The organism is Streptococcus sp. HMSC072G04, assembly GCF_001813295.1.
GTDB lineage: Bacteria > Bacillota > Bacilli > Lactobacillales > Streptococcaceae > Streptococcus.
In genome coordinates this window covers 21,814-42,295 of record NZ_KV812007.1, presented here as the reverse complement: position 1 = coordinate 42,295, position 20,482 = coordinate 21,814, and the positions used below count along the sequence as shown (strand labels likewise).

At 33.1% G+C, this 20,482-nt stretch carries 16 protein-coding genes; 2 read left to right on the top strand and 14 right to left on the bottom strand.

From position 1 onward, the window contains the following. Window positions 1-186: 186 nt before the first annotated feature. Genes HMPREF2904_RS01425 through pezA form a run of 5 tightly spaced genes read right to left on the bottom strand, consistent with a single transcriptional unit; the run spans window position 187 to window position 6,052 of the window. Entirely contained in the window at window positions 187-777 is a 591-nt protein-coding gene (locus HMPREF2904_RS01425; RefSeq protein ID WP_070659545.1) for a hypothetical protein, read from the bottom strand. A gap of 43 nt (window positions 778-820) precedes the next feature. Then, window positions 821-2,746 (bottom strand): ATP-dependent helicase, encoded by a 1,926-nt coding sequence (locus HMPREF2904_RS01420; RefSeq protein ID WP_070659582.1) that lies wholly within the window; start codon window positions 2,744-2,746, stop codon window positions 821-823. Then, entirely contained in the window at window positions 2,728-4,800 is a 2,073-nt protein-coding gene (locus HMPREF2904_RS01415; RefSeq protein WP_070659542.1) for an ATP-dependent nuclease, read from the bottom strand. The genes HMPREF2904_RS01420 and HMPREF2904_RS01415 overlap by 19 nt, the downstream gene beginning before the upstream one ends. Window positions 4,801-4,814: 14 nt before the next feature. Continuing rightward, window positions 4,815-5,576 carry a type II toxin-antitoxin system toxin PezT gene (gene pezT / locus HMPREF2904_RS01410; protein ID WP_070659540.1) on the bottom strand — a complete coding sequence of 254 codons (762 nt, stop codon included), beginning with the start codon at window positions 5,574-5,576 and terminating at the stop codon, window positions 4,815-4,817. After that, window positions 5,576-6,052 (bottom strand): type II toxin-antitoxin system antitoxin PezA, encoded by a 477-nt coding sequence (pezA, locus tag HMPREF2904_RS01405; RefSeq protein ID WP_070659538.1) that lies wholly within the window; start codon window positions 6,050-6,052, stop codon window positions 5,576-5,578. Before pezA ends, pezT begins: the two co-directional genes overlap by 1 nt. Before the next feature lie 226 nt (window positions 6,053-6,278). Between pezA and HMPREF2904_RS01400 the strand changes: the two genes are divergently transcribed. Beyond that, window positions 6,279-7,751 (top strand): SIR2 family protein, encoded by a 1,473-nt coding sequence (locus tag HMPREF2904_RS01400; protein WP_049514398.1) that lies wholly within the window; start codon window positions 6,279-6,281, stop codon window positions 7,749-7,751. A 68-nt stretch (window positions 7,752-7,819) separates the two neighbouring features. Here HMPREF2904_RS01400 and HMPREF2904_RS01395 read toward each other — a convergent pair whose 3' ends face one another. After that, a complete protein-coding gene (locus HMPREF2904_RS01395) occupies window positions 7,820-8,533 on the bottom strand; it encodes a toll/interleukin-1 receptor domain-containing protein (RefSeq protein ID WP_049514396.1) in 714 nt (237 codons plus the stop codon). A gap of 90 nt (window positions 8,534-8,623) precedes the next feature. Here HMPREF2904_RS01395 and HMPREF2904_RS01390 point away from each other — a divergent pair, with 90 nt between their 5' ends. Further along, on the top strand, window positions 8,624-9,523 hold the full coding sequence (locus HMPREF2904_RS01390; protein ID WP_070505413.1) for a tyrosine-type recombinase/integrase: 900 nt from the start codon (window positions 8,624-8,626) through the stop codon (window positions 9,521-9,523). Between the two features lie 907 nt (window positions 9,524-10,430). Here the strand turns inward: HMPREF2904_RS01390 and HMPREF2904_RS01385 are convergent. The 8 genes from HMPREF2904_RS01385 to HMPREF2904_RS01355 all read right to left on the bottom strand — a co-directional run bounded on the left by HMPREF2904_RS01385 (window position 10,431) and on the right by HMPREF2904_RS01355 (window position 20,369). Next, complete coding sequence (locus HMPREF2904_RS01385; RefSeq protein ID WP_049492958.1) at window positions 10,431-11,087, bottom strand: ABC transporter ATP-binding protein; 657 nt, start codon at window positions 11,085-11,087, stop codon at window positions 10,431-10,433. Between the two features lie 4 nt (window positions 11,088-11,091). Further along, window positions 11,092-13,293: an ABC transporter permease gene (locus tag HMPREF2904_RS01380; protein WP_049496930.1), complete on the bottom strand. Its 2,202-nt coding sequence runs from the start codon at window positions 13,291-13,293 to the stop codon at window positions 11,092-11,094. 6 nt (window positions 13,294-13,299) lie between these two features. Further along, on the bottom strand, window positions 13,300-13,593 hold the full coding sequence (locus HMPREF2904_RS01375; RefSeq protein ID WP_023919386.1) for a hypothetical protein: 294 nt from the start codon (window positions 13,591-13,593) through the stop codon (window positions 13,300-13,302). A gap of 145 nt (window positions 13,594-13,738) precedes the next feature. Further along, window positions 13,739-13,876: a hypothetical protein gene (locus HMPREF2904_RS11690; RefSeq protein ID WP_155167719.1), complete on the bottom strand. Its 138-nt coding sequence runs from the start codon at window positions 13,874-13,876 to the stop codon at window positions 13,739-13,741. 203 nt (window positions 13,877-14,079) lie between these two features. Next, window positions 14,080-14,952: a helix-turn-helix domain-containing protein gene (locus HMPREF2904_RS01370; RefSeq protein WP_049496925.1), complete on the bottom strand. Its 873-nt coding sequence runs from the start codon at window positions 14,950-14,952 to the stop codon at window positions 14,080-14,082. Between the two features lie 92 nt (window positions 14,953-15,044). After that, window positions 15,045-15,809 carry an IS30 family transposase gene (locus HMPREF2904_RS01365; RefSeq protein ID WP_141751181.1) on the bottom strand — a complete coding sequence of 255 codons (765 nt, stop codon included), beginning with the start codon at window positions 15,807-15,809 and terminating at the stop codon, window positions 15,045-15,047. A gap of 207 nt (window positions 15,810-16,016) precedes the next feature. Further along, entirely contained in the window at window positions 16,017-16,388 is a 372-nt protein-coding gene (locus HMPREF2904_RS01360; RefSeq protein ID WP_003004846.1) for a hypothetical protein, read from the bottom strand. A gap of 141 nt (window positions 16,389-16,529) precedes the next feature. Beyond that, the gene (locus HMPREF2904_RS01355; RefSeq protein ID WP_070659536.1) at window positions 16,530-20,369 is read right to left on the bottom strand and encodes an SEC10/PgrA surface exclusion domain-containing protein; all 3,840 of its coding nucleotides are present in this window, start codon (window positions 20,367-20,369) and stop codon (window positions 16,530-16,532) included. Between the last annotated feature and the right edge of the window lie 113 nt (window positions 20,370-20,482).

Here is a 20,482-nt window from a genome sequence, read left to right as displayed (position 1 = left end):
TATGCTTAATATCAATGTTTCCCCACGTTTTAAGAAAGAAATATTTCATCTAATTTGAATAACTTTCAATTGAATGGTGTGAATTTTACCCTAAAAATACACAAATTGAGCTATATTTTACCAAAAAGTTCACACCTTTTGAATTGTTATTGTTTTGTACATTTGATATACGGAGTGCATTATAAATTATCGCAAATATTTCTCAATATACTCTATGAAGACAAAAGGTTCTATATCCTTGGAACGGAGACCTTTAGATAGAGCATGACATTGTTTTGCTGTACCTTTTCCTGGTCGATGGTAAAATGTTCTAATCCCTTGAAGGAATATTCCTAAACGCGAATGACGTTCCGAAGGCATCATCTCATCTAAATATCTGTCAACAGCTAAAGCGAATATGTTCCCGTAATACCTATCATCGTCAAACCTTGTTCTAGTCATATAATCTTGAATGTCATAAAGCATGGATTTCATATTTCGATAATTGGGTGCTCCCACCAATGCTCGACTAGCTCTTTTTATACCATCAACATAACTATAAGCATCGTTTAATGCACCAAAATCCCAAAACCTTTTAGAATCAAAATACTTATACTCTATGTCTAGTTGTGATTTTAATATTCTTAAAATGGACAGTGCTGTTCTGTCATCTTTATTTTTTATTGCCGCATAAGCTTCTTCGACTCCAGTATTATAAAAATCAATATGTTGATTGATTTCATAGCCTAAAATTCCTGTAATATCAAATTCAAGTAAATCATTTTCCAATGTAATCATAATTGCTCCTTCAACATTAAGTTCAACAATTGTTAAAGTTTATTTACTCATCAACTAATGACAGAACATTAACAATATCACTCTGTTCAAAATAATCTTTAGCTTTTTCAACAATCTGTTGATCATTACTTGGCATATAAACAATTAAATTTTTCATTGCTCTAGTGATTGTAACATAAAATAGTTTCTTAGTTCTGTTTTGAACATTCTCATTAGCTGAACCTTTGCCAAATAGAGAATTAAAATTATATTGACTCCATCTTCCATTATCTAACAAAACTAAGACATTCTCATATTCACTGCCTTTAACCTTATGCTGAGTTATAACAGATACATATTCTCTAAGATAAGCGATACTATTTACATATTCTTGAAATGGTAATATCTTAAGTCGTGACCATAAATAATATCCCCTATTTTCAATAAAATTAGTAAATAGGTCATCCTTTGAAATTAATTCATTTTCCTCTGCAAGCTCTATAATTTTTCCAACTGTTATATCATCATCTGAGATTTCTGTCATAACTTTAGATAGACTAATTTTATCTTTTGTCGAAGTTACTTTAAATTTCGTAATACGTAAAAATTCATTATGCTTACCTATTTTATATAGTTCTAATAGTTCATAGATTAAATCTAATCTTTTAAGAATCCTATCTCTATCTGTACCTGCCTCATACCTACTACTTAAACCATTAAATTTATAAGCCAATAAGGAATCTTTATTAACTTTACTCTTACTAATCACTTCTTCAAACGAAAACGTCTTAATTTCATCGTAAATAGCTAAAAGGTCTGGGGTAGATTTGACAACATCAATTATTAATGGACCACCCCTTCTAACAACTATTTGAGCTTCTTCTACTAATTCTTCAAAAGATTCTCCTTTATCAACTATCTCACTTGCATTAATTTTTTTCTTCATATCTGTAATTAATTTCACAAGCAAATCAGAATTATATAATTCAAATAGTCTAGAAAATCCTGCCATTTCCGCATTAAGTTTGTGTGTTAATCGCAACTCCTTTGTTTTCTGTGGTATATCAAACTCTAAGTCCTTAAATAGTTTGCTATTTCTAAGATCTTCAAGATGATTAATTCCATCGCCATAGATGAATTTCACCGATCCTTGAATTACATTACCATTATTCATGTTCGGAGCAGCTACATCACTTGAAGGAACCTGAACTAATCCATCACTTCTAAATTTATTCGCTAAATTAATAACTTTTTGTGGATTACGTCTATTTTGATTTTTTTGTATTTTTTCAAGACCGTAGGAATCTATGTTTCCCACTCCTGAATCATAGATAGCCTGCATTGAATCTCCAAAAAAACCTACAATATTATTTCTAGTACTCTTTTCTAGATGCTCTAATAAAATTTTTACAACTAAGGGGCTCGTATCTTGATACTCGTCAACAAAAATATAGTTTGCAGTATCTGCTAAAATATCACATAACTTCTTATATTTGGAAAACATTTTTTCAGCAACTATAAGAATATGGTCATGACTTATTTGAACTTTATTTTGCTCAGTTATGCTCATAGAATACCATTCAGTATATTCAACACGAACACCATCAAAGTAATCAAGCGAAATAAGTTCCTCACCTAATACTTCCTTTGGAGCAATGAATAATTTTTGTGCATCATCATTTATTAACTCAACAAGACATTCTTTAATCTCTTTTTGGAAATTTCCAATGACATGCCAAATAAACTCGTGAATTGTTGAAACACATAAATTATCATTAATGATTCGTGATTTAACCTCCGCAACAGCGTTGTTAGTATAGGTAATACATACAATTGATTTCTTGGGTTCTTCCATAGATATTTTTTCAATAATTGAAATTAGCGAATAAGTTTTCCCACTTCCAGCACCACCTTCAAGAATGAAATTTTGACCTTGTTTTATTAATTCAAATACTTTTTCTACCTCTGGTTCTATTGTTCTCTCAACCATAATAATCCCTCCGAAATATAGTTTGGTACTTTCCAAGTATTTTCTTCATCTTCAAAGTATAATAAACTTGATGCAAATGCAGATTTTTTATTCACTTTATCCCTAGCAAATTTATAGAAATCTTCTATTTCCCTATCATCAAAGTTTTTTAAGGCTTTATATTCAATAAGACCAGCTTTTTGGTCAATAATGAATTGTTTATTTAAACTGATAAAGGCATCTTCAAAACTAGCAGGTTGATAATCTTTTCCATCTTCGGGAATTTGATATGCAATACGAAAATTCCCAATATATTTTTCGTATTTTTGTTTTTCAGTCACTAATTCAAATTGAGTTTTGGTATCAGACTTCAAACTATCTTTACCAAAAAAATCCAGAATAGAGTTATTACTAATATGAGTACCTTCTTTAGGAGCACAAGATTTATTAACAGTACGCACTCCTCCGTTTTTATCAGTTATTTCTTCTTCCTTCGTACTGTCAATATCCGTTATAATTAGTACTTTAATTCCTAAAAATTCAAATAATTTCCTAAACACATGTGAATAGGCACCCGTTTCAATAATTGAAATATTTTGAGAGAGCAAAGGCATAGTAATCGAATCTTGATTTATCGGATTAGCCACATCCACTTTTTGCATCATCGTTGGTAGTAAAATTCTTTCAGTGTCACCCTCAATACAAATGACTTTATCAGCAAAAAATAATTCACTACTATTAAGTGTCAAGTACTGCTTAACAAATTTGTACCCGAGTTTATCATCTCCATATTCTTCTTTCAATGAATTAAACGCTTTTGATATAACCTCACCATTATCACGCTTAAAATAAATTAAATCATCAAAGTTGCAATCAGATACTATGTGAGATGAGTGAGTTGTGATTAAAGTTTGAATACCACTAGTATTCTCATCTGTTTTTAAGGAATCATCATGTTCCTTCAGCAAACCTTTGATATTCTTGATGAAAATATACTGTAACTGTGGATGTGTATGCGACTCGGGTTCCTCAATATAAACTAGATTAATATCAGCAGGTTCATTTTTTATATCTGCCATTAAAGTCTCAATCCCAAAAATCATTCCGTATAGGTTTAAATACCCCAAGCCATTATATGTTTCCGGCAATAAACTATCATCATGTCTATAATACAGTGTCGTATTATTGCTTAAAATATCTCTCTCAGACAGGGATGAATGGATGGCCAATTCTACCTCACTGTCATTTCCACCAAATCCTTTTATTCTTTCAAAGATTGAGGTAAAAATCCCTCTGTCTTCACCATCACCACTATATGCCTTAGTTAAAGTTTCATCCGCCTCAATAATCGCAGATTGAAGTAAATTATTTGCTGCGTTATCAATATTATCACCATTATTTAATTTATAATATCTATTTGATGTCTTAGATAGTGAATGGTTATTTTCCTTATTTGATACTTCTCGACTTGCACTAATCCCTCTGACTTTAATAACTTTATGAATATCTTTCATTTCAAGTAAATCAGACTTTTCTTCTGTTAATTTTTGAGTCACAGGATCGTATCCCAATGAGTAAATCCGAATTTCGAAAAATTTACTCATATTTTTCTTCATAAACGACTCAAATTTTGCAAAATCATCTATAAATTCACTAACTTGAAAATTTAGGTCACTAAGTTTTTGAATAGGAATTATATATGTAAATTCAAGAATAATAAAGTTGTTATCGGGATTTAAATCCATCATTAATGTTTGGATATTTTGATACGAATCCATTTCCGAATATTGAATCCAAATTTGAAGATTAATACCTAAAATAGGTTCCCAATCTTTCTCGGAAATATTAGAAACTAACTTTACTTTTTCATAAATTTCTCTTCTATGATTTAAGCTAATATCTTCCCATGTCAAGGTGTTACTAGAACTCTTATTGAATATCTTTTCTAACACAGATAAAACCGAAGTCTTACCACAATTATTTTTACCAACAATTAGTGATAAATCATTTTTTAATTCTAAAGAAAAATCTTTCAATAGACGATAATTTTGAACATTAATTTTTATAATTTTCATATTTTCTTCCTCTATTATTTATCACTCAACTTCCTCAACCGTTCCTGTCCCAACTTCAACATCTCTTCCTCCACTTTACTCCATTTTCCGAAGAGGCATTCTTGTAAAACTTCTATCGCTGAGGTTTCGTCTACTTGCGAATCATAAACACACGATTGATCTCTTTGATAAATTTGAATTTGATTAAAAATCTTATCATTTTCCAACTCTCGTAAGTTATCAACTAAATGTTCTACAATTCCATCATGGTGCTCTTTGGGAGTCGCTCTAGCTTGAATAGGGTCTATAGCATGGAGCTCTTCATAGCGTATCAAGGTGCTGAGATAGGACAATTCTGGCTTAGTAGCAATCAGTGCAAGTGAGACTTGGTAACCTCTAGTTGCCAATAATTGGGCCGTTTTTCGAGGAACTTCTGTCGTTCTCAATGTGCCCTCGATTAACAAATGATAGCCTAGTTTACTCAATTCATCTACGAGATATTCAACCATTCGACCCGCAAATACTTTAGTATAATCCACACTATCTTTGCCATACTTCTCCTGTAGGTCAAGGTAGTTCGGATGAAAAGAGCGATAACTATCTCCATCAATGATAATGATATTGCCTTGAAATTCCCTTTGTTTCACACGATGAATCGTTGTCTTACCAGCACCACTCTGTCCACCGAGCAAAATAGCTTTAGGCTGAGATGAGGTTGTTTTCCCACGAGTTAAAGAACGAACGAGTCGTTTGGATGCTCGTTCAAAATCATCTTGACTAAATTCTTCTAGTTTCATTAAGCCACCACCAGATGAGTAGCTTGTTCTAGCATACGTTCAATTCCATCCAAATAGCCATTATATCGCTCCACATCCTCAAAAGTTGCAACAAGATAAATCTTCGTGTTAATCAAATCAGAAAGATCATCGCTTATTAGAAGCCAAGGATTATTAGCATCATCAAATGCAATTTCTAGTTCATCTTGTAAACGATAAAGTTGCGCTAAGATATTCGCCCCTCGTTCTTTAATCACTTCAATTTTCAGAGTTAACTGATAATCTTCTACTGGTGTGAGCATTTTTTCCTCTCCTACGATATCGATATAAGAAACATTAAATTTCTTACAGATACGATCTATTAATTCTGTCGAAACTCGACTTGTCCCATTTTCATAACGACTCAGAGTATTTCTAGAGATACCAACAATCTTTGCAAATTCAGGCTGCGTTAATTTATGTGTTTTACGTAACGTTTTTATATTTTCTCCAATCATGTAACTCCTCCTTTTATTTATTTCTATTATAGCACAAAATAGAGAAACGCACCATTTTTGGTGCGTTGATGCCGATAGATAGAATGCCACATATTCAGTTATTGAAGAAAGAGTATTATGAGGCTGTTCAAAAAGTCTTTGAGAATGAAAACTACAATCGAAAACATATTGGAGGTAGGAATTTATGGTATACTAGTGATAATAAATAGTTATCGGTAGGAGAAGGATGAAAAAACTAAAACAACAATTTATTTCTGATTTTAGTGCAGCAATGTTAGAAAATAATGTAGCTGTTTTTGCTGGCGCAGGACTCTCAGTTCCCTCAGGGTATGTAAACTGGAAAGAACTATTACGGCAATTTTCTGATTCGATTGGACTAGATATTGATAAAGAACACGACTTAATTTCAGTTGCACAGTACTATAAAAATTCTGCACATTCAAAAAATCAGATTACACAAAAACTAATACAAGAATTTACTAAAGACTCTAAAGATAATAATTTGCTGACACTTCTAACAAGTATGCCCATCGGGACTTTTTGGACAACTAATTATGATCACTTAATTGAAGACAACTTGAAGAAATCTGGAAGACGCGTAGATGTCAAGATTGATAATAACGATTTATCAATTACACCCCCAAATATTGATACTACTGTATATAAATTTCATGGAGATATTTCTAGACCCTATGAGGCAGTGTTGACTCGGGATGATTATGAGAGTTTTGATGAGAGTCACAAACTTTTTATCCAAACACTTCGAGGAGATCTGATTAGTAAAACATTTGTATTTGTAGGATATAGTTTAAATGATCCAGATATTCAGCAAATTCTAAGTAAAATTAGATTATTAATCGGGGAAAATATTAGAATGCATTATTGCTTTCGGAAAAATTTATCTATTGATATGTTTAAAAATTCCAACGCCCCTGAAAACGAATTAGAATATGGCAAGATAAAACAAGAGCTCGAAATAAATGATTTAAAAAGATATGGCATTCATACTATTTTGATTGATAATTATAATGAGATTGATGAAATCTTTAATCAGTGCTATCAGTTATATTTAACCAACAGTGTCTTTATTGCTGGAAGTTGCAGAAATTATGGAGAATGGGATGAGACTAGTGCTACTGAGTTTTTATATCTTTTAGGATATAAGTTAATTGATAATGGAATTATTGTTGGAAATGGGAATATAGAAGGTGTAGGACCACAGGTGATTAATGGTGTGATGACAGCGATTAATGATAAAAATCTTGATATTTCGAAGTATTTAAAAATTAAAACTCTCCCATTAATTAAGGGGAGCGATAAACATATTGATAGATCTGCAAAACAAAGATTTCAAGATAATATGATATCAGAAGCAGGAATAGTTATATTTGTATTCGGAAACCAATATTATGATGGGACTTTATCTAATTCTAGGGGAGTACTGGAAGATTTTGATAGGGCAATGAAGCAAAATAGATTTATTATTCCTGTAGGTTCAACTGGTTGGAGCTCTTTAGAAGTATATCAAACACTTTTATCTGAAATTGATAAATATTCCTATCTCACTCCTTTTCTAGATAAGTTACTAACGGAGAAGGATCCTGAAATTCTATCTCAAACTATTATTGACTGCATTAAATATATCAGAGAGTCTTACATCATGGATAGCAAGTATATAAAGAATGCTCCCGTAATATAAATAGAGACTCAACGATTGACTTCACTTCGATGGATCTCTATTTTTGTTTGATATTCTCTAAATTTCAATCACATATATATGTTTGTGTATATTTCTTGGATAATTTCCAGTATTTTAAAATGATATTCTCCCTGAAAGTCTTTCCTAAATAAGCGTTCTTTTAATAATTGAGTTATTTCAGTACAAAATAATATTTCGTGAGTTAGTTTAAAATCTCCTGACTTTTTCTGCTTTCTCAAATATTGAGAGAAGTTATCTATGATAAAAATAGCGTCAATATTGTTTACAGTACAACACCGAATCTGTTCTAATAAAAAGTTACCGACATAACTGCTGATTGAAAACTTAGGAATATCTCTACAAACAATATTGTTCAAATGCAGTAATATAAAGCGATCTACGATATAATCTATCTCTTTTAACGATGATACCGTTAATAAATTATAATTTTTTAAGAAGGTATACTCACTAGGAATATCTTCTTTTTTTATTTTATACAATACTGGAAAAAAAGGAATCCTTTTCTTCATCGCATAATCTAGCTCTTTTATACACCATGCTTTGTTAAAGAATGTTTCATCGAATATAAAAATAATTCCATAATAATCAGCACTTTTATCGAGTACAGTATATAGATTATCAATTATTTCATCTCCAATGTTAATTTCAAATTTGTCAATCCAGGTTTTTAATCCTATTTCGTTTAACATATTATTCAGATGATTTACAAATTCGTAGTAAATATCTCTTGAATAACTTATGAAATATTGAAATTCTCTCACATTTCTCTCCTACCGATAACTATTTATTATCACTATACAAAGCATTCAAATAAGTATATAATAGCATGATTATTGATAAAGGAGTTATTCATGGATTATAAACATATTTCTACTTTCTTAGACTACTGCAAAACCCATAAACGCTTGAGTTCACATACGATTCGAGCTTACAAAAATGATCTTTTGCAATTTTACAATTCAAATTACAGCAGTGTGGAAACCTATGTTGAACATTTGACGAAATCCAATATTAAATCTAATACATTACGTCGCAAAATTGCTAGTTTGAAGGTGTTTTACAGCTACTTAAAATATCATAATTTAGTTGATGAGAATCCTTTTAATCAATTACGTTATCAATTTAGAACGGAAAAAATATTACCTAAAACGATTCCTTATGATATTTTGAAAAGTATTTTTTCACATCTAGAACAGAAAGTTACCTATTCAAAAACTAAATATCAAAAACAAAAAGCTGAAAGAAATTTGCTAATCATTTCCCTATTGCTTTCAACTGGAATTAGGATTTCCGAACTTTGTCATATTCATCTTAAAAACATTAATCTTTCAAATAGGACTCTCCATATTATGGGAAAAGGCAAGAAAGAACGTATCCTATTTTTAGGAGATCAAATAACATTTAGCTTACTAGAAACATATATAAATAACTACTGCTTTCAACCCAGTGACTACCTATTCTCTGGAAAATATTCTTTCAACCCATTGTCAGAGCAAAGTGTACGTTTAATTCTAAATACCCTTGTTAAACAACATAACTTAACTACACCTATTACCCCCCATATGTTTAGACATAGTTTCGCAACAATGCTTCTAGATAGTGATGTAGATATTCGATACATTCAACAAATTCTTGGACATAGTTCTATCTCAGTCACACAAATCTATACTCATGTATCTCAGTCAAAGCAAAAAGAAATTCTAACTCTGTGTAATCCCATCGCTTCGATTCATTCACAGTCAAAAAAATAGGGCTACCTTCATAGAGGTAACCCTATCCTGAATAGTCAAGTCCAGTATCGTCACGAACTTCGAAGTTATAGGCAAATGACTGATCTGTTGTGTCTGTGCTTGTCTTGATTGCCCCATAGAGATGATAGCGACTGATCCTTGGCTCATTGTCAACTGTAGTGGGTTGATATAAAGTTACAATCTGGAGAGGACTAAATTGGTTCTCTCCTTTTTAATGTTCAAAGTGATGAGAATTATAGTTCCTATAACCGTCAATTCCTTGTAAACCTTTTCATTTTTTTGTATAATATATTTGAAAAAGGGTGGCATAAAGTAGTAATACCCAATTTGTAAAATTAATAAGATGCGCAAGTTTTAATTAATTTGGGCATTTTTGATTACTCAAAAGGGCTACCATCCGATATTGACTTCATTGACATGAAGGTGTTCATTATACTAAAAAAGCAAAGACGAGGTAATTACTTCGTCTTTGCTTTTTTACGATTTTCCGCTATATATAGTAGTATACTTCTCCTGATAAAATTCTTTTTCTTATATTTTAGTGAACTCCATGCTGAATCACTGAAGTCAAACAAGTTCTAAAATCCTGAAATTCTAACAAATGCCACGTCACCTCATCGTCATCTAAGACTGTCACAGTCTCGCCTTTAAAACAATGTGGGATAGGGACAGTTTTCTTTTGAAATGAATGTAAAACAACCATATCTACTAATTTATTGTTGAAAATTATATGCAGACAAAGGATGTCATCAATATGATTTTCAACCACTAGATAAGTTTATAACTCTAGATGATTGTACAAATTTGGCTGTTGTGTCATATAGTATTCAAAATTTTCATCCTTAAACTTCCACTTTCTTCGTTGTTCTATAGACTAAAATGATTGTCTCAGTTGCGAGTGAGTAGACTAATTTACAAAAGCTGATTTCAACGAGACAATTCGATCACATTGTTTCGCATGGTCTAAATTATGTGTGACGATTAGAATTGTTTTTCCAAACTGATCTCTCAATGACCGAATTAAGTCAAATGATTTTTGAGCCATATCAGGATCCAATGAACCTGTTGGTTCATCTGCCAAGATGATATCACCTGGTTTTAGAATAGCTCTCACGATGGCGATTCTCTGCTGCTCACCTCCAGATAATTCATTGACCTTGCTATCTAGTCTATTTTCCAAACCAACAAACCGCAAGGTTTCTTTAATCTTTTTCTCCTTCTCTTCTTTAGAGAAATTAGTAAAGTTCATAGCAAGCATGAGATTATCTTTTACACTGGATGTAGAGATGAGTGCATTTGATTGAAATAGATAGTTGATAACATTCTTTCGATAGTTAACCGCAGAACGCGAATTCACTTTTGGTAAGATCTTCCCGTTGATTAAAATCTTACCACTATCAATATTATCCAAAAGGCCAATCATATTAAGTAACGTAGATTTTCCAGAACCAGATGGCCCTACTAAAGCTACAAATTCATTTTCCTCAACATCAAAACTTAAGTCTTTTAAAATCTCACGTGACCCAAATTTTTTTGACACATTTTGTACGGAAATCATAGACATTAAATCACCCCTTAAACGATTGTATGAGACTTTCTACTTCTTTACGGAATAGATTGAAGTAAAGAAGTAATAATTGGAAAGCAAATGTAACTAGTGCTAAAACTATTCCCAACTTAGAGCCTAGTAAGATAGAAACTAGTAGTTCTATCGCAGAAACACCAACGACAAGAGAAAGAACACCGCTATACCTCTTCCAAGGAGAAAAGCCCATGAAGTATTGTACATACAGTTTTTCTTCGAAAAGCAAGCGATAAATCAAGACAAAACTCCAAAAGATAGCCATCATAGTAAAGACAATAATAGCAATGATACTTCCAAATAGGTAGAAAGTATAGCCGAGATCTTTCTGAAGTCCATTGATATAATTCTTAACCGTTGTAAATTTCAGTGCATTGTCTGATAAATCAGGGAACTCATTTTCTAAAATTGATTTTACCTGATTCGTTGTTTCCTTATCACGAACTTTCAAAATTCCGTCATATCCACTCACAGATAGGTTTGCTGATTCCATGAAGTACAAGTTTTCAGGAGCTGCTACAAAAATAACAGGTTCTTCACTAGTTACACCTCGATCGATTGATCTTGACCAAGTAAAAATGGACTTAGATGGCTGATAGGTTCTAAATAAAAATCTTGGATTTTCTGTAAACTTAGTCCCTATATCCCCTGGTTTTACTCGAACAACTTCTTGTAAGTAAGCCTTCATGGTTTCAACATCCGCTGAACCTAGAGTATCAGGAATAAGGTACAATCTGGCACCATTACGTATTTCGGATAATTCTTCATTACTTAACTCAACTCCTAGTTCAGATAAGTAATTATAAGAATAGGTTAAATACCAAAATGGTTTTTTAGGAACATTTTGATACGTACCATAGATTGTATCAAGGTATTCTTGCCCGAGATATTCTCCCTGAGCAATATAAACACCTGGAATCTCTGAAATTCGTTGGTAAAAGTGATACATGCTGCTTTCTAATGAATTTGTATTACCAGAGTAGGTTCCTATATCATCCCCTTCTACAAAATCCGAAATAACATACATATTTTCGACACTTTTCCACTCCCTAGCTACTTTGACATTATCAATGAACTGATTCATTGGCGCATCTAAGGAATGACTAACTGCTATTAATAAACCAGCTACTAAAGTATAGAATAACAAACTGGTTGCCATTAATGGTTTCATTGGTAACCGTTTATGAATTGCAGCTAATGGAGAAACCCAATAAACAACAATACTTGGAATAATTAATGTTAGCAATAGTAACAAGATTGAAAGACTTGTACCCGCAAAGACTAACACAAATGATGATAATCCAAAACTAGCCCAACCTGACAAAAACCAAGTTGCTAGTGCGGAAACAGGTGCAATATAAATAGAAAACAGAAGAGAATCCTTAAAGAGGGCAGACCACAACTCCTTCCTATCCCATCCAAGTAGTATCAATGTCCCAAAATGTTTAAAGGATTGTAAAACACATATTAGGAAAAGAACAAGAAGAACCATAGCATTTACTGCAATACTAGCAGCTAAAACGATTGGCACAATTCCCTCAACAGTATTACTGCCAAAACTCTCTCTAGTCAAGTCTTCAACAGAAATCCCAGTAATAGATGAGAGATTTGATAAAAACGTTTCTCTTGAGAGGTCGTCCTGAAGACCATTGATATGATATATCCCGTTTATTGTATTTGTTTCTTGAAAAATATGGTCTAACCGATTAATAACAACAGGGGTTGTAAATAACAAGCTCGGTAATTCATAGAGCATATTATCAGTTCCCTTATCAAGTCCAATAGTCAAGTTATTGTCACTATGGGATAATAAATCTGAAATTTGTTGGCGTGATAAAATTATTTTACCACCGTTTGTAAAATCTGAAAAACCTTCAGGATTGCCAAGAACATCTAAATATATTCTATTTATTGAACCATCCCTACTACTATTTGTAGTACGTTTCGTCCAAATAGACAAGTCACTTTGTTCCAAAAAGTATTGGTATACACTTTGCGCCTGTTCTTCAGATAATCTTTGAAGATAAACTGTAACTGTCCTAGAATTACGGTTATAACTTTGCCATGCCTCCTCATACTGAACACCTGTAAAAAAAATTGCCATCAGAGCAAGTAGTACGCTCTGAATGGCAATCAAAAACAGGATTAAGTACTTCATTTTACCTAATAACATGTTTTTGTATGTCATAGGCGCTTACCTACAATTCCAGTAACATTGTGCTGTACCACTTCCAATATATCTAGATGCACGTGCTTCAATTCCTGGCCGTTTCCAACCTGAGAAACCTCCGTTAGCACTTGCTGCGTGTTCATACACACCAGATTGAACGTGTGAGTAACTCCAAAGTCCTACTGTACGACCATAGTTCCAATAAACGGCAGAACCTTTATAATAAACTGTTGCGGCAGAAGCGATTGAACCACCTGCACCAGCTAGGGTAAGAGCAAGTAACGATGTTGAAATAATCTTCTTAATTCTTTTCTTCATAACATAGTCTCCATTTCATTTTTGACTAAAACTAACAATTACAACTCTTTTTTAGTAACTTATGACAACTTAGTACATTGGCAACTATCCTTTCTTTGAACTGGTAATACTACCAGCTTATTCATAAAATTGTACAATTCATATTTTAAAATTTTACAGAATATAATTCTCCAGGATCAAAGCCTAAAGGGGCGGGAGCGGGATTTATCGATGGTTTACCAACAATAACTAATAAACCCGCTAATAAAACTGCGACAACAAACTTTTTAGTTGCTTTCTTCATATCTTGCAACCCCTTTCATATTCCTTGATTGTATTCTATCACGCAGAAAATTATTTGTCAATTATATTTATAAAGATTTTTTTATTTTATTTTTTTATTATGAATAAGTTTATTTTAACCGTAGAAATAACTCGTTTCATGAGAGATGTTATAATAAATGCATATAAAAAACAACACAGTAAAGACTGAGTTGTCTATAACAATTATGCTGGGAATGTTTCATTGATAAAACGCTCAAGGTCTAAAGCCATCTTATCATTTCCCTCTAGCAGGTATGCATGCTGCGCTGTTACAAAGTACTGTTTAACGGCATCTTTATGGGCAAAACCTTCACTAACATTCCCAAGTAAACAGTAAAGATTAGCTAAACAGTAGAAACTATTATTTTTGAGACAAATACCAATCGTTTCAAAAGTCTCACTTATCGCTCTCTCTGTTTGCTGGTTTAACCATAGATACCGACAAAAGTTATACCGACATTTAATCAGAATTTCAAGTTCATCAATTGTCCGAACCTTAACACTCTTAAAAAGATTGGTCATGCGATTATAGACTTCTTCAAATTTTGAGAGTTCATCCGTCTGAAAGTAAAAGTGTAATAAACTATTTGAGATATTCAAATATTCCCAATCATATTCGCTATATTTTGACAAAATAGCTTCTAATTTTTTGATCGCTTCATTCTGTTTAAGGTCATGGTTAAACAACACAATAGCCTCTATCCACTGAAGGTATAACTGATCGGAGAGAGGGAGTTTTACTGTCTTCGCAGCTTCTAACTCATAGATATATTTTAGTGAATCATAATCTCGTAAGTCTAAGAATTTCTTAGATACAGCACGAAATTGAGTCAAAAACTCCGATTCGACATGGATATCCTCGTCAAAAAAGTAGTCCATTGATACATTTAGCTTTTTTGCAAGGGCATATATTAAGTCTGAGCCAGGACTATAGTCTGCATCTCGCTCAATTTTACTGATTTGGGCCTGTTCACAGATACCAGCAGCCAATTCAACCTGAGACAAATTCAGTTCTTTTCTCCGACTACGCATTCGGCTCGCCAATAGTTTCCCCATATGGCCACCTCTATTCTATGTAATATTTATCTTTATATCACAAATTATAACATTATGACTTTTATTTTTCAATTATTCATACTCACCTAAAATCAAAAACTAATCCAACTTCTATGAACAATAGATTTTAGTACTGTCCAATGCAAGCTCCTAATCACTTCTTGCAACTTATCAATTACTTCATTGAGAGTTTTAAACATCTTTTTCTCGAACCCACGCTTCCGAATCTCCGCCCAGACTTGCTCAATCGGATTCATCTCAGGAGTATAAAGTGGAATGAAAGCTAAGTAAAAGCGCGTTTTTCTCTCTAGAAAGGTCGCTAAACAGTCCTTGCTTTTACCTCTGGAAGACACCACAGTATCGAGCTCCCAGTGGCCAAAAGTCTCACGATTCCTGACCTCTTTAGGACGTTTGGCAATCGACGTGCCAATCCTAAATGTCCCACGTGTTTCTTTGGGCTGTCGACTTTTTCCCTTTCGGCGCAGGACGCTTAAATCCAGATCAATCAAACCAGCATAGAGCCAGTTATAGATGGTTTTAAAAGCTACCATTGGCTTTTGTTCAAGCTGATAGCGACCACAAATCTGTTCAGGTGACCAAGAGGCTTTTAACCCCTTCTCAATTTCCTTTTTCAACTTTGGTGTCAAACAAGACTTCCGACCCTTTTGCTTAGCCCTGTGGTCGTACTGTTCCTGTGCTAAGACGGCGTAGTAACCATTTTGGCATCGTCTTAACTCTCTTGAAATGGTAGACTTATGAAAGTCAAGTTTACTTGCAATTTGGCAAGATTTTAAACCTAAATCCAAGTAAGTTTCTATCTTTATTCGGTCGGTTATGGTAAGATGGGAGTAGCTCATAGTTTTTCCTCGGGTTCTGTTTGTGCGGTTACTTACAGTTTACACCAATGAAACGCTATGAGTTTTTTTGTTGCACTATATTTTACAATTTATCATTTGATAAAATCTCAATAAAAAAGACTTAGAATCATGTTAACAATAACATTAATTCCAAATCCTTTTATTATTTATCTTCTAACTATATTTAAGATAGATACTTAAATTATATTACTGTTTTTCAAAAGTTCCGTCTGCCACTCGAAAATCACTGTTAACAGTTTCAATTGAATTAAATTGAATCTTTAAATATTTTACTTCTTTTTCATCTTTTCCAGGTAATTCAGCTTTAGCACTCGCTGCACTAGAAACCTTTAATTTGACGTATTTCCCAGCAATTTTCCAAGTACCATCTCTAGATTCGTCTTTATTATTTGTTACTTCTAGTGTTTTATCGCTATTGAAAACGATAGTTGAATCGTGTTTACTATCATACCAAGTACCAATAATTTGCTTCTCTGGTCCTGAATTTTGATTCAAGAAAAAGAATACCCCACCGGCAACCGCAAGTACTAAAACAACTAAAGCAATAATTTTTTTCATTATTTTTCCTCCTATAAATATCTAAAGATATTTATTATTTTTTTCATATACCTAGTTTCACTAAAATCATTAGTAAAAAATCAAATTTTGAATGATAAACTTTTATTCACTACTACAATAAGAAATACTTAACTACCTTTATTAATTACGATGTTTCCGTGATACTGAAATACCAAAACTACAAAGAACAATTCCCATTGCAAATACTAACCAATTCTCAATTGAACTTGTATTAGGCAAGGCTCTATTTGCAGCATATTTAGCTTGATTTCCAGCATAGCTATATACTCGTTCGTTAAAAGTATTTTCTGGTATACTCTTTTCTAACGTAGGATTCAGAGAAATCATCTTGTGATCTACTTTATCGTTAAAGACTTCGCTTTGTCTTGTACGAGTATTTAAATAGGCTTCCCTAACTGCTTCATATTGTGCAGTTGCATCCAATTGATCTTGTAAAAGTGTTTTAAGTTTAGCTTCCTCTCTTACTACATTCTCAAGTGCTAAACGATGCTCTTCAACTGCATTGTCATATGCATCTTTTGCTTTCTTCAAATATGCATCAGCATTTTCAAAATGATCCAAAAGTGTTTCTAAAGCAACTAAGTTAGTCTTTAATTTAGACATTGCATCCTTAATTTGACTTTCTTTAGCTTTTAACTCTTCAACTTTATTCTGACGGTTTCTGAGTTCTGCTTCGTCCTTAGCTTTTTCAGCTTTAAGTTCTGAAAGAACTTTAAGTTCTTTATCCAATTCTGCACGCGCCTCTGCTAAAACTTTTTGTTTTGTTTGAATATCTGCATTTAGATTTTCAACTGCTGATTGTGCTTTTGTATAACGAGTTTTGGCAGCAATCAATTGTTGAGAAGCTTCATCTAGATTCTTTTGTGCAAGAGGTGTCTTATCTGAGATTGAGTTTAATCTTGCAATCGTTTGACGTGTAGCATTTAAGGCTGCCAAATGTTTTTCATGAATTTTTGTTGCTTCATCTAAATTGTTTCTTGCAGTCTTATCTGTTGCTTTTGCTTTTTCAAGCTGCTCTTTTGCAGTTTCTAATGCTTTTTGCTTAACTTGAAGGTCTGCATTTAAGTTATCCAGAGCTGTTTGAGCTTTGATATATCTTGTTTCAGCTTCTTCTTTTAGTTGTTTCGCATTGTCGTATTTCTTTTGTGCACTTGGAGTTTGATCAGGAACTGACATTAATTCTGCTACAAGTTTTTGAGTTTGTTTCAGATTTTGATTCGCATTTTGATTTTCTAGTTTTGCTTTTTCAAGATCAGATTTAGCTTTTACTTCTGCTGTTGTAGCCTGGTCTAAATTGTCTTTTGCATTTGCTAAAGCTTGACGCTTGCTTTGAATATCAGCATTTAATTGATCGAGTGCATCTTGAGCTTTATTAAATTGGATTTGTGCTTCATTATAATTTTGTGTAGCGATTTCAAATTTAGTAGTAGCTGCAGGTGTTTGGTCAGGAGTAGCTTTCAAAGCATCTAATTTTGCTGTCGTTTCTTTGAGAGCTTTTGTACTTGAATCATTTTCTGATTTAGCTTTTTCCAAACGATTCTGTGCAGAATCATTTGCCGTATTTGCTGCAGTCTGTTTAGCTTTTGCAACTGATAACTCATCTTCCATTTTTGAAGTATCAAATGGAGTAGCTAGAGGTTTGGCAATCCCTTTATCATAATAATCGTCGATGAACTTAGAGTGATACTCACCTGTTTGTTCATCTTTAATGTAATCGAAATGGCTAGATTGACCTTTGAATTTAATAAAATGCATTCGACCAACACCACTAGGTGTTAGACTATTTGCTACCCCTACTGCTTGTATATTTGAAGGAGCTTTTTCTCCTATCATTAATCTCATATGTCCAAAATATGCATGTACATCATTTGCCATAAAGCTAATTACAGCATCATATACCTCGCGATACAATTGGGACATTGTAGCTTTTCGTGTTTCTTTTGCTTCTGAATAATAAGCACTAAAACCTAGTAATGTATTATTGAAGCTCATATTTTCGCCAGCCCAAGCGATTGAATCCAATCCATCTTTTGCAAGAGCTGTCACACTATGACTTGTACCAAATGGTTTATTTTCTTCAGCATAGGCTTTTGCGATATTTTTAACACCTTGAACAGATTCTTTAGTAACTATAAAATCATGGCTTCCCCAGACTTGGTCTTGCAGATTGTTTGCGAGAAGCACATAATATTGACTCAAAGCTTCAATCTGTTTATCTGTAAGATTATCCAAATCGACTTCAGAGTCATCGATAGGCAAAACAATATCCTTATTTGGCCAACCTTTGATAACAATATTTTGGTGTTCAGGAGAATATTCCGTCTCTGGAGTACCAAAATCATACTTACTACCTGTGAACCATTTTTGAATAACATCGTTTAATGCATTTTTATTTGCATCAGAGTTATCGGCAAGATAAGTCTTGTAAGCATCAATGACATCTTGAGGCAATTGAGGAATAGTGAGATTTTTAATTGCTGCAATTTGTTTATTCAGCATTTCAACTGCTTGATCAGCTTTCTCTTTATTCTCTTTTGCTTCCTGAGCTGCTGATGTAGCACTCGCTAGCTCATTTGAAGTTTCATTTACTTTTGCCTCTTCTTGGTTTTTCTTGGTAGTTAAAGCAGAAATTTCCGAAGCTTTTTTAGCATCATTTTCTTTAGCTGTTTTTAGCTCTTCTTCTGCACTAATCTTACTATTTTGTTTATTTGCTAAATCATTTGCTTTGCTATCACGATTTGCGATTGTTTGGGCAAGTTGTGATTCAGAAGCATCAAGATTACTTTGCGCTGAAACCTTATTTTCTTTAGCTTTCTTTAGATTCTCTTGTGCTTGTTTTTGTTTTTCCTCAGCAGATGACAAATTTGCTGCCGTTTCTTGGCTTTTCTTTATTTGATCTGCTTCAACTGATTTTGCATTTTTTAATGCAGTAGCTTTTTTATCATCCGCTTCTTTGGCACGATCGAGTTCTTGTTTAGCTGTATTTTCAGTTGCTGTTTTAGCATCTAAATTCTCCTTAGCAGCATCACGTTCTGCTACAATTTCTTCAACACCAGTACCGTCTAGAACCTTCTGGGCAGTTTCTTTCTCTTTTTGTGCCTTCACTAATGCATTTGCTGCTTCTTCTGCAACCTTTTTCGCATCTGCTAGTTGTTTAGCAGATACTTGACTAGCACTATGTTGCATTTTTTCATCAGCAGAAGCTTTACGGAGTTCTTCAGCTTTATTTTTGTCTTCGTTAATGGCAGTTTCCAAAGCCTTTTTCGCTGCTTCTTCTGCTGATTCTTTTTCCGCTACATCACTTTTTGCTTTGTCTCTTTCAGCAATGATTTCCGATGCTCCAGTACCATCAAGATTTTTTTGTGCAGTTGCTACTGCTTCCTCAGCTGTCGAAACTTTCTTTTCTTGCTCTGAAATTTTTTCTTGATCTTTTTTAATAACCTCTGATTGCTGATTACGTTCTTTCTCAGCTTCTAGAACTTTATCAGATGCATCTTTTAGTGATGTTTCCTTTTTCTCAATATTAGCTTTTACTTCTGATATTTCATTCTTCGTTTTTTCAATTTTTTCAGGCGTAGCTAATTCTTTATTCGCCTCAGCATTCTTTAATTCAATATTTGCATCGGAAACTTTTGATGCAGCAACTGTTTCCGAAGTCTTAGCGTTTTCTAAAGCACTTTCTTGATTTGAAACCGATTGATCCGTTTCTTTCTTGATCGTTCTAGCTTCTTCTACAACTTCAGAAGTTGGCGTTTTCGTTACGGTTGCAACTCCATTATGGACAAATACCCCGTCTACTTGTTTTATATTTGTAGACGAAGGAGACGCCGATTCAACACTTAAAGTTGACTCATTAGGTTGAGTTGCAGTTACTTCATCCGCTTGTACAACAGAAATTCCCGCAAAAGCTGTAGCTATTGATACAGCAGATACAGTTGCTTTGATCGTTTTCTTTTTCATAATTCCCACCTTTATGATAGAGTATTGAGCAAATTATCACTATATAATTATAAACACCCGAATTATACTATATTTTGGCAACTTTGTAAAGTTGTATCCAACCTTTTAAGAAC